The sequence below is a fragment of the Micromonospora orduensis genome, from assembly GCF_006228125.1.
GTDB classification, from domain to species: domain Bacteria; phylum Actinomycetota; class Actinomycetes; order Mycobacteriales; family Micromonosporaceae; genus Micromonospora; species Micromonospora orduensis.
On record NZ_VDFY01000296.1, the window covers coordinates 1 to 10,140 of the forward strand.

A 10,140-nucleotide genomic window follows, 5' to 3' on the forward strand; every position below is an offset into this window, starting at 1 on the left:
GCGCATGCCGCGCCCCGCCGGCGCCCACCGCGCCCCTGCCAGACGCCACCTCGCCGCGGCATGCGCCGGCGGCGACGCGTCGCCGCGACGTGCAAGATCGCCCCCGATCCAGGAAGTAGTGGCCTCCCGACGCGACGAAGGGACTCGTTCCAGGATCGAGCGCGATTTGTCCGCGCGGGGTGCGATGCGGGCGCGGGGCTAGAGGGCGTCGAGGACCTTGGTGAGGCGGCGCCAGACGTGCGAGCGCCAGCCGCCGTCGAGCAGGGCGTAGGTACGCTGCTGGAGCGGGTCGTCCGGGTCGAAGCCGGAGTGTTCGAGGAACAGCCGGGTGCCCCGCCCCTCGGCGACGAGGGTCCAGGTCACCACGGTGTCCAGCGATCCGCCGCGCCAGGACCAGCGCAGCAGGCGTTGCGGGTCCAGGTCGACCACCTCGCAGTGCACGATGCCGTCGAACCCGGGGCGCGGGTCGGTGCGAAAGGTGAACCGGTGGCCGACGACCGGCACGAAGTCGGTCCGCATCAGCCAGCGCGCGATGAGATCAGGATCGGTCAGCACCCGCCAGACCTTGGCCGGCGGGTGGGTCAGGAACTGGTCCACCCGGATGGTGCCGCGCTCACTCATCGTCAAGCTCGTCCAGCACGTCGCGCAGCGCCCCGAGTCGACCGCGCCAGTACGCCTCGTACGGGCCGAGCCAGTCGGCGACCTCCTGCAGCGGCTCCGGCCGTAGCGCGTACAGCCGCTGCCGACCGACCGGCCGCTCGACCACCAGGCCGGCCTCCTTGAGCACCTTGAGGTGCTCGGACAGGCTCGGCCGGCGCATGTCGAAGTGGTCGGCGAGCCGCTGCACCGGCTGCTGCCCGCCGTCGCGCAGCAGCCGCAGCAGCTCACGCCGGGTCGGGTTGGCCAGCGCCGCGAAGACGTCCGACTCAGACACGGGTCGCCTGGAGGACGATGCCGTTGCCGTCGGGGTCGTCGAAGGTGGCGTACCGGCCCCAGGGGGCGGACTGGATGCCCCCGTTGGCGAAGTCGACCCCCCGCTCCCGTAGCCGGGCGACGTCCGCGTCCAGGTCGTCGGTCTCCAGCACCAGGCCCTTGAGCGACCCGGGCGGCATGGTCGGGAACCAGGTGACCAGGGTGAGGGCGGTGGCGGCGCCCGGGGGCGCCACCTGCACCCAGCGCCCGCCGTCGGGGCCCATCGGGTTGTCCCAGACCAGGTCGAACCCGAGGACGTCGACGTAGAAGTCCCGGGCCTGATCCTGGTCGGTGACGGGTACGGAGAGTAGTTGCACGTGGGTCACGGTCATGCCGACCACAATAGGTAGGAGATTTCCTACCGGTCAAGCCGAGACCCTACTTGAGCTGGCCGGCGGTCAGGCCGGTCTGGACCTGGCGCTGGAAGGCCACGTAGATCGCGAGCACCGGCAGCACCGCGATACTCAGCCCGGCGAAGAGGCGGGCGTAGTCGCCAGCGTAGCCCTGGCTGACCGAGAGCGCGAACAGTCCCTGGGCGAGCATCCACTTGGACTCGTCGCCCTGCATCAGCACCTGCGGCAGCAGGAACTGGTTCCAGTGGATGAGGAAGTTGAAGATCGCCACGCTGATCATTCCCGGACGCGCCATCGGCAGCATCACCCGGAAGAAGAGCCGGAAGTGACCGCAGCCGTCGACCATCGCGGCCTCGGCCACCGAGGTCGGCAGGGTCCGGAAGAACGCGGTCAGGAAGAACACAGTGAACGGCAGCGAATAGGCCGCGTACACCAGGATCAGTCCGACCCAGGTGTTGAACAGCCCGGCGTTGCGGACCACGAAGAAGAGCGGCACCAGGGCGAGGAACACCGGGAACATCAGTCCGCCCACGAACAGGTAGTAGACGAACTGCCGGCCGCGGAACTCGTACCGGGCGAAGACGTACGCGGCGGTGGCACCCATCAGCATGGTGAGGCTGACCGAGCCGGTGACGACCACGAGGCTGTTGAGGAAGTACCGGCCGATGTGCGCACCCGTCCAGGCCCGCGCCCAGTTGTCCCAGTGCAGTGCCCCGGGCAGTCCCCACGGGTCGGCCAGGATCTCGCCGTTGGTCTTGAACGAGCTGAGGAACATCCACAGCAGCGGCAGGACGGTGAGCAGGCCCCAGATGAGCAGGAAGCCGTGCGAGAGGGTGTTGGCGACGCCGAGTTCCCGGCGTACGGGACGGTCCCGCCGGGCGGTCGGGGTCGGCGTGGTCGCGGCGGGGGCGGGCTTGTCCAGTGTGGTCACGAGTACTCGATCCGTTCGCGCCGGCCGATCCGCAGCGACAGCACGGCCACCGAGAGGGTCAGGAAGAACATCACCACGCCGATCGCCGAGGCGTAGCCGAACTTGGTCTCGCTGCCGAAGGCGGTGTCGTACATCCGTACGCCGATCACGTCGGTGGAGAAGTTCGGCCCACCGTTGGTCATGAGCTGCACGAGGATGAACCCGTCCAGGGCGAAGATGGCCAGGTAGACCCATGCGACCTGCACGGTGTCCCAGAGCAGCGGCAGGGTGACCCGGCGCAGCGTGGTGAACCGGGACGCGCCGTCGAGCAGCACCGCCTCGTAGATCTCCTTCGGCACCGCGGACATGGCCGCGCCGAACAGCACCACGTAGAAGCCGACGTTGCTCCACACCATCACCGCGAGTACGCACCAGAAGGCGGTCGCCGGGTCGCCGAGCCAGGTCGGCGAGGGTAGGCCGAGGCCGTGCAGAGCGCTTGTGAGCAGCCCCTTGTTGGGGTGGTAGACCTCCTTCCAGAGCAGCGCGATGATCACCACGGAGAGCACCTGCGGGAAGAAGTACACGGTGCGGTAGAGCGCGCCGCCGCGTACCCCGGTGACTCCGGCGCGGCCCTTGCGCCCGCCCATGGCGAGCATCGTGGCGAAGAACAGCCCGAGCACGATGGTCAGCACGGGCACCAGGGCCAGCAGGATGCCGTTGTTCTTCAGCGCGTTCCAGACGTAGTCGTCACGCCACAGGGCCTTGAAGTTCGCCAGACCGACCGGGTTGGCGTCGGCGGAGTAGCCGAGCCAGTCGGTGGTGGAGATCTGGAACGCCTGCAGGTACGGCGAGACGACGAAGAACACGTACAGCAGCACCGGCGGCACCAGGAACGTGACGATCAGCGGCCACTTGCCATGTCTCACGAGAAGGACCTCTCCGAGGGGATACGGCCGGTGGGGGTGGTTGTCTCCCCCACCGGCCGGGGGTCAGGCCGCTCGCTTGTACTTCTTGATCGAGCTGTCCTGGGCGATCGAGTCGGCGCCCTTCTGGCACTGGTCGAGGAACTCCGCCGGGCCGATCCGGCCGCTGAAGAACTCGCCGCACGCCGCGTCGACGAGGTTGCGCTCCAGCTTGCGGTAGTAGTTGTTGTAGACCCAGTTGAAGCCGTTGGCGCCGGAGGCGTCGAGCGCCCTGACCACGGTGTTCAGCCCGTACGGCAGGTCCACGCCCTCGCTGGCGCCGGCGACGACGGTGAGGCTGGCGACCTTCTTCGTGAAGTCCTGCGCGCCCTTCTTGGAGAGCATGGTGCGGAAGTACTCCAGCCCGCCGGCGAGGTTACGGGCCTTGGCGGGCACCATGAACGGCTCCCCGGCGGTGCCGCGGATCGCCTCGAACGGCAGCTTGTCACCGCTGCCCAGGCTCGGCGTGGGCGCGATGGTCATGTTGAAGCCGGCCGGGGTGACGTCCTTCTGCTCGCTCTCCAGCCAGGATCCGCAGGAGATGAAGGCGGCCTTGCCCTGGCACCAGGCGGTCTGTGACTGCTTGTGGTCCAGGCCGGAGGAGCCGTCGAGGATGTACTTGTCCTTGACGATCTGGTGCCACGCGTCCGCGGCGGTGCGCATGGAGTCGGACTTCCAGGCGTTCGGCTCCAGGTTGTCGATGGCGGTGGCCACCGACGGGCCGCCGAGCTTGATCGCGGTGGAGATCAGCGGCCAGCTCATGTAGCGCGGGTGCAGGCCGGCGTACGTCCAGGGGGCGATGCCGGCGGCCTTGATCTGCTTGCACAGGGCGATGTGGTCGTCCCAGGTCTTGGCGTACGCCCAGCCGCGGTCGGTGAGCAGCTTGTTGGAGTACCAGATGCCGTACGCGGTGTAGGTGTAGTTCATCACCAGGAAGCGGCCGTCGTACGAGCCGATCTCGACGGCGCCGGGCAGCAGGGTTTCCCTGACCGTCTTGCCGGGGACGTCGAGGCTCGGCGCGTCGAGCAGCTCGCCCAGGTCGGCGAGGGCGTTCTGGCTGACCAGGCCGTTGAAGTCGATCTGGCCGGCGCCGGAGTTGTTGACCACGTCGGGCGGGGTGCCGTCGACGAAACGCGGCTGGAGGGTCTTGCTGATCTCCTGGGTGGCGGAGTGCTTGATCTTCGCCTTCGGGTACTTCCCGGTGTACATGGCCTCGTGGGCCTTGGCGTACTCCTCACCGAACCCGCCGCCGAAGATCACCACCTCGAGCGGGGCGTCCTCCTTGACGCCGAGCGGGTTTTCGGCGCTCTTGGTGCCCTTGTAGGTCTCGGCATCGCCCTTGTCGCCGCCGCCGGTCGCGCAACCGGTCAGCAGACCGGCGGCGGGGGTGGCCAGCAGGCCGGCGGCGGCGCTGCGCCGCAGGATGTCACGCCTGTTCATCAGATCTCCTCGGGTCGGGTCGGGCGGATCGCCGAAGTGGGGGAAGGCGTCCGCCGCGCGAGGCACGTCGATTCTCTTCAGTTAACGCGTTGTTGCTGAAGAATTTCTACGACAGGCCGGCCCGGACTTCAAGTCCTGACGGTCGAACCGTTATCACCACCGGCCGCCGTCGGCCGCCTAGCCTGAGGTGATGCGCCGTCTGCGCGACCTCGCCGACCGCACCCCGGCCGGACGGGAGCGGTACGTCGACCTACTCCGCGCACTCGCTATCACCATGGTCGTTCTCGGACATTGGGGCATCACGGTAATCGGGCGGGACGCCTCCGGCCAACCCACCGGGCACTCCGCGCTCGGCGACCTGCGCTGGGCGTACCCGCTGACCTGGGTAGCCCAGGTGATGCCCGTGTTCTTCCTGGTCGGTGGCTACGCCAACGCGGCCTCGCTGACCCGGCTGCGCGCCCGGGGCGGCACCGCCGCAGATTGGCTGCTCGACCGCAGTGCCCGACTGGTCCGCCCCACGAGCGCGCTGCTGCTCGTGCTCACCGGGGCGGCGGCGGTGGCCCGGCTGCGCGGCGTCGACCCGACCCGAATCCGCGAGGTGGTCTGGTTCGCCACCATCCCCCTGTGGTTCCTGGTCGCCTACCTGGCGGTCGTCGTACTCACCCCAGCCATGTACGCGCTGCACCGCCGTCTCGGCCTGGCCGTCCCGCTGGTGCTGGTCGCCCTGGTGGGCCTCGGGGACCTGGCCCGGCTGACCGGGTCGGTGGAGCTGAGCTACGGCAGCTACCTGTTCGGCTGGCTGGCCATACACCAGCTCGGCTTCGCCTGGTACGACACCCGCGCCACCCCGCCGACCGCCACCGAGACCGCGCCCGCAGCGCCGCCGACCACCGAAACCGCGCCACCGTCAGCCGCCGGCGGGCCGTCGGCTCCCGACCACCCGGGGGTACGCCGGCGGCGGCTGCCCACCTCCCGGCGGGCCGGGCTGGCGTTCCTGACCAGCGGGCTGGCCGCTCTGCTGCTGCTCACCGGGCCCGGCCCGTGGCCGGTGGCGATGCTGCACGTGCCCGGCGAGCGCCTGGACAACCTCAGCCCGCCCAGCCTCGCGCTGCTGGCCGTCGCCACCGCCCAGCTCGGCCTGATCCTGCTGCTGCGCCGCCCAGCGGAACGCCTGCTGCGCCGCACCGGCCCGTGGCAGCTGGTGATCGGGGTCAACCTGGTGGTGCTGACCATCTTCCTCTGGCACCTGACCGCCGCGATCCTGCTCATCGGGCTGCTCGACACGACCGGGACGCTGCCCACTCCGGCCGCCGGTTCAGGCGCCTGGTGGGCGTGGCGAGTCCCCTGGCTGCTGCTGCTCGCGGCCGTCCTGGCGGTGCTGGTCGCGATCTTCGGCCCGGTCGAGGCGCGCAGCGCCCGGCACCGCACCGCACGGCGGGTTAGCCGGGGCACCACCACCCGCGCGGCGCTGACCGTGGCCGGGTACATCGCCGTGGTGGCCGCGCTGCTGATCAACAGCGCGACCCCGTCGCACGCCCGGGAACCCTTCGGCACACCCGTCGCGGCGCTGCTGGCGTACCTGGCCGGGGCGGGCGTGCTGCGGTTGCTCAGGTCTGGGTGGGGAACCCGAGGTTGACCCCACCGTGGCGCGGGTCCAGCCACCGGCTGGTGACCACCTTGCCCCGGGTGAAGAACCGCACCCCGTCCTCGCCGTGCGCGTGCAGGTCGCCGAAGAGCGACGACTTCCAGCCGCCGAACGAGTGGTACGCCATCGGCACCGGGATCGGCACGTTGATCCCGACCATGCCCACCTCCACCTCGTGCTGGTAGCGCCGGGCCGCGCCGCCGTCGTTGGTGAAGATCGCCGTGCCGTTGCCGTACGGGCTGGCGTTGACCAGCTCCACGGCCTCGTCGTACGAGTCGACCCGGACCACGCTGAGCACCGGACCGAAGATCTCGTCGGTGTAGATCGACATCTGTGGGGTCACCCGGTCGAACAGCGTCGGGCCCAGCCAGAAGCCGTCCGGGTCGCCGTCAGGCGTCACGTCCCGCCCGTCCACCACCGGAACCGCGCCGGCGTCCACCCCGGCGTCCACGTAGGAGCGCACCTTCGCGGCGTGCTCGGCGGTGACCAGCGGACCCATGTCGCAGCCCCGCCGCCCGTCACCGGTGCGCAGCCCGGCCATCCGCGCGGCGATCCGCTCGATGAGCGCGTCCGCGACCGGCTCCACGGCCACCAGCACCGAGATGGCCATGCAGCGCTCCCCCGCCGAGCCGAACCCGGCGTTGACCGCCGCGTCGGCGGCCAGGTCCAGGTCCGCGTCGGGCAGCACCACCATGTGGTTCTTCGCCCCGCCGAGTGCCTGCACCCGCTTACCGGCGGCGGTGCCGCGCTGGTAGACGTACCTGGCGATCGGGGTGGAGCCGACGAACGACACCGACCGCACCTCCGGGTGGTCCAGCAGCGCGTCGACCGCCTCCTTGTCCCCGTTGACCACGTTCAGCACCCCGTCGGGCAGGCCCGCCTCGGCGAACCACTCGGCCAGCAGCAGCACCGCGCTCGGGTCCTTCTCGCTCGGCTTGAGCACCACCGCGTTGCCGCAGGCCACAGCCACCGGCACGAACCACAGCGGGACCATCACCGGGAAGTTGAACGGCGAGATCACCGCCACCACCCCGAGCGGCTGCCGGATCGTGTACGAGTCGACCTCGGTCGACACGTTCTCGCTGAACGCGCCGCGCAGCGCCGACGGCAGACCGCAGGCGTACTCGATGACCTCCAGGCCGCGCTGCACCTCGCCGGCGGCGTCGGCGAGCACCTTGCCGTGCTCGGCCGTGATCGCCTCGGCGAGCCGGTCCCGGCGGGCGTGCACCAGCTCGCGGAACGCGAACAGCACCGCCGACCGCTTCGCCAACGACGCGTCCCGCCAGGACCGCGCCGCGCGGGCCGCGGCCTGCACCGCGACGTCCACGTCCGCGGCGGAGGCCAACTCCACCTCGGCGGTACGCCTACCGGTCGCCGGGTCGAACACGTCGCCACGCCGCTCGGACGTGCCGCCGACCCGCTTACCGTCGATGAAGTGTCCGATGCTCATGCCGCCACCCCCGCCGACGAGCGGATCGCGTCGACGAGGATCGCCAGGCCCTCGTGGGCCTCCTCCTCGGTCAGCGTCAACGGTGGGCCCATCCGCAGCACGTTGCCGTACAGGCCGCCCTTGCCGGCGAGCAGGCCACCGGAACGGCACGCCTCGAAGACCTGGTTGGTCAACGCCGGGTCGGGCTCGCTGGTGCCCGGTCGGACGAACTCGACGCCGAGCATCAGCCCCTTTCCGCGTACCTCGGCGACGCAGTCGAGACCGCCCACGGCGGACCGCAGGCCGTCGGCGAGGATCGCGCCGACGCGGGCCGCGTTCGCCTGGAGGTCGTGCTCGATCAGGTAGTCGAGTACCGCGTTGCCGGCCGCCGTGGAGATCGGGTTGCCGCCGAACGTGGAGAAGCTGATCGCCGGCACCGCCTGGAGCACCTCGGCCCGGCCGACCACCCCGGCGAGGGCGAACCCGTTGCCGATGCCCTTGGCGAAGGTGAGCAGGTCCGGGGTGACGCCGTGCGCCTGGTAACCCCAGAAGTGCTCCCCGGTGCGCCCCCAGCCGGTCTGCACCTCGTCGGCGATGAACAGGATGCCGTGCTCGTCGAGGACCTTCTTCCATCCGGCGAAGAGCCCGTCCGGCGGGTGCACGAAACCACCGACGCCCTGGATCGGCTCGGCGATCAGCGCGGCCACGTCACCGGCGGTCTGGGTGGCCAGCACCTCGCGCAGGTCCTCCACCGCCGCGTCGACCTGCTCCTCGGCGCTCAGCCGCGCCAGCAGACCGCGCACCCGGTCACCCGAGTGCAGCCAGGCCACCTGGAGCGGGTTGAACGCGCTGGCCGACCAGTTGCGGTTGCCGGTGACGCCCATGGCCGCGTACGACCGGCCGTGGTAGCTGTTGCGCACGGCCAGGATCTGGTGCGAACGGCGGTGGTTGGTGGCGACCAGCAGCGCGGCCTCGTTCGCCTCGGTGCCGGAGTTGGTGAAGAACACCCGGGCGTCCGCGATGCCGGACCGCTGCGCGATCTTCTCGGCCAGCTCCACCTGCTGGCGGATCAGGTAGAGCGTCGAGCTGTGCACGATGCCGGTGGCGAGCTGCCGCTCGACCGCCTCCCGGATCTCCGGGATGTCGTACCCGATCATGTTGGTCAGCACCCCGCCGAAGAAGTCCAGGTAGCTGCGCCCCTGGGCGTCGACGACGCGGCGGCCCGAGCCGGACACCAGCTCGATCGGCTCGGCGTAGTACAGCGGCATCCAGGACGGGAGCACGGCCCGGTGCCGGGCCAGCAGGTCGTCGGTCATCGTGGCACCCTTCAGCGGCGTTCGCGGATACCGCACGCTCCCACCGCGAGCCGACATGGACAACTGCCACTGTGTAGCGCAGGGAGCGTCCGCTCCTGACAGTGCGTCAGCCGGGTGGCGCGGCGATCAGCCGGCGGTGGGCAGCGCCGAGCGGCGCCGGGCCACACCGCCGGGAGCCGTCGCGTGCAGCGCCACCGCCACCAGTGCGAAGGCCACCCAGCCGGCCGCCAGAGCGGCGACCGGCGAGTCGTCCTGCCACCGGTGGTACGCCGCCAGGAAGCCGACAAGCGCCAGGCTGTTGCGGGCGAAGTGCGCGGTGAACGCCACCAGGTCGCGGCGACTCTCGATCGCCACCAGCACCCCGGAGTACGGGAAGGTCACCACCATCGCGCGCAGCAGTTCGCCCAGCAGACCGGTGAGCGTCGCGCCGAGCAGGATCACCAACAGCTTGACCGGCGCCGGCAACCGAGTCCGCCGCCCCGCCTCCGCGAGCGGCTCGGGCTTCGGTGGCGACGTCGGGGCGGGCTGGTGTCGGTGCAGCAGCATCATCGTCAGCAGCCAGAGCGCCACGGTGCCGACCAGCGCTGGCCCGAACGGCATCGGCACGGCCAACAGGCCGGCGCTGAACGCCACGTACCCGCCGATCCCGGCGGCGTCGGCGAGCAGGATCGGCCAGCGCAGCCGGTGGTGGGTGACCGCCACGACGACGAAGAACAGGTTGAGGCCGAGCACCCCGAGCAGTTGTGCGCCCTCCACCCGGTGCCCGGTGCTGACCAGGGCCAGTGATATCGGCAGCGGGAGACTGTAGACGAACGCCCGCAGGCGCACCGACCGGATCAGGCTGACCACCCAGACCACCGCCGTCACCAGCAGCACGGCGCTCACGGTCATCGGCGGTCCACCTCTGCGGGCGTGGTCAGTCGAGGACTGTCGCGGCCTCGACACAGGCCTCGAAGACGTCGGTCAACCGGGCCAGGTCCGCGGCGTTGACCGAGAACTGGTTCTCGGTGATCTCGCCGTGCGCGCTCATCCCACCCTCCCAGCACGCCGCGCCGTCCCACAGGGTCAGGTTGACGTGCCGGGAGGCCTCCACGACCCCCCACGGCAGCAGCC

The 10,140-nt window shown here is 70.7% G+C and carries 11 protein-coding genes; 1 reads left to right on the plus strand and 10 read right to left on the minus strand.

Translation table 11 applies throughout. The features are described 5' to 3' along the window. Nucleotides 1-198 precede the first annotated feature (198 nt). The 6 genes from FHG89_RS31365 to ngcE all read right to left on the minus strand — a co-directional run bounded on the left by FHG89_RS31365 (nucleotide 199) and on the right by ngcE (nucleotide 4,637). Nucleotides 199-621 (minus strand): SRPBCC family protein, encoded by a 423-nt coding sequence (locus FHG89_RS31365; RefSeq protein WP_139588000.1) that lies wholly within the window; start codon nucleotides 619-621, stop codon nucleotides 199-201. Further along, nucleotides 614-934, minus strand: coding sequence for an ArsR/SmtB family transcription factor (locus tag FHG89_RS31370; protein WP_139588001.1), 321 nt, complete (start codon nucleotides 932-934; stop codon nucleotides 614-616). Before FHG89_RS31370 ends, FHG89_RS31365 begins: the two co-directional genes overlap by 8 nt. Continuing rightward, nucleotides 927-1,304 (minus strand): glyoxalase superfamily protein, encoded by a 378-nt coding sequence (locus tag FHG89_RS31375; RefSeq protein ID WP_139588002.1) that lies wholly within the window; start codon nucleotides 1,302-1,304, stop codon nucleotides 927-929. The genes FHG89_RS31370 and FHG89_RS31375 overlap by 8 nt, the downstream gene beginning before the upstream one ends. A gap of 46 nt (nucleotides 1,305-1,350) precedes the next feature. Next, on the minus strand, nucleotides 1,351-2,256 hold the full coding sequence (locus FHG89_RS31380; protein ID WP_244296040.1) for a carbohydrate ABC transporter permease: 906 nt from the start codon (nucleotides 2,254-2,256) through the stop codon (nucleotides 1,351-1,353). Further along, nucleotides 2,253-3,161, minus strand: a complete 909-nt coding sequence (locus FHG89_RS31385) for a carbohydrate ABC transporter permease (RefSeq protein WP_139588003.1) — start codon at nucleotides 3,159-3,161, stop codon at nucleotides 2,253-2,255. The genes FHG89_RS31380 and FHG89_RS31385 overlap by 4 nt, the downstream gene beginning before the upstream one ends. Before the next feature lie 63 nt (nucleotides 3,162-3,224). Next, nucleotides 3,225-4,637 carry an N-acetylglucosamine/diacetylchitobiose ABC transporter substrate-binding protein gene (gene ngcE, locus FHG89_RS31390; RefSeq protein WP_139588004.1) on the minus strand — a complete coding sequence of 471 codons (1,413 nt, stop codon included), beginning with the start codon at nucleotides 4,635-4,637 and terminating at the stop codon, nucleotides 3,225-3,227. A 190-nt stretch (nucleotides 4,638-4,827) separates the two neighbouring features. On the opposite strand from ngcE, the gene FHG89_RS31395 reads away from it, so the two are divergent. Then, entirely contained in the window at nucleotides 4,828-6,273 is a 1,446-nt protein-coding gene (locus tag FHG89_RS31395; RefSeq protein ID WP_139588005.1) for an acyltransferase family protein, read from the plus strand. Here the strand turns inward: FHG89_RS31395 and FHG89_RS31400 are convergent. The 4 genes from FHG89_RS31400 to FHG89_RS33195 all read right to left on the minus strand — a co-directional run. Beyond that, entirely contained in the window at nucleotides 6,245-7,732 is a 1,488-nt protein-coding gene (locus FHG89_RS31400) for a CoA-acylating methylmalonate-semialdehyde dehydrogenase (protein WP_139588006.1), read from the minus strand. The genes FHG89_RS31395 and FHG89_RS31400 overlap by 29 nt on opposite strands. Then, on the minus strand, nucleotides 7,729-9,027 hold the full coding sequence (locus FHG89_RS31405; RefSeq protein WP_139588007.1) for an aspartate aminotransferase family protein: 1,299 nt from the start codon (nucleotides 9,025-9,027) through the stop codon (nucleotides 7,729-7,731). Before FHG89_RS31405 ends, FHG89_RS31400 begins: the two co-directional genes overlap by 4 nt. Nucleotides 9,028-9,153: 126 nt before the next feature. Then, entirely contained in the window at nucleotides 9,154-9,918 is a 765-nt protein-coding gene (locus FHG89_RS31410; RefSeq protein ID WP_139588008.1) for a hypothetical protein, read from the minus strand. 25 nt (nucleotides 9,919-9,943) lie between these two features. Next, the coding region (locus tag FHG89_RS33195; RefSeq protein ID WP_167517578.1) for a hypothetical protein at nucleotides 9,944-10,140 on the minus strand (197 nt) is incomplete at its 5' end.

What these genes read in the sequence shown, in the direction of transcription:
- FHG89_RS31365 (WP_139588000.1), bottom strand. Translation starts at nt 621, where the DNA reads ATGAGTGAGCGCGGCACCATCCGGGTGGACCAGTTCCTGACCCACCCG.
- FHG89_RS31375 (WP_139588002.1), bottom strand. Translation starts at nt 1,304, where the DNA reads ATGACCGTGACCCACGTGCAACTACTCTCCGTACCCGTCACCGACCAG.
- ngcE (WP_139588004.1), bottom strand. Translation starts at nt 4,637, where the DNA reads ATGAACAGGCGTGACATCCTGCGGCGCAGCGCCGCCGCCGGCCTGCTG.
- FHG89_RS31395 (WP_139588005.1), top strand. Translation starts at nt 4,828, where the DNA reads ATGCGCCGTCTGCGCGACCTCGCCGACCGCACCCCGGCCGGACGGGAG.
- FHG89_RS31400 (WP_139588006.1), bottom strand. Translation starts at nt 7,732, where the DNA reads ATGAGCATCGGACACTTCATCGACGGTAAGCGGGTCGGCGGCACGTCC.
- FHG89_RS31405 (WP_139588007.1), bottom strand. Translation starts at nt 9,027, where the DNA reads ATGACCGACGACCTGCTGGCCCGGCACCGGGCCGTGCTCCCGTCCTGG.
- FHG89_RS31410 (WP_139588008.1), bottom strand. Translation starts at nt 9,918, where the DNA reads ATGACCGTGAGCGCCGTGCTGCTGGTGACGGCGGTGGTCTGGGTGGTC.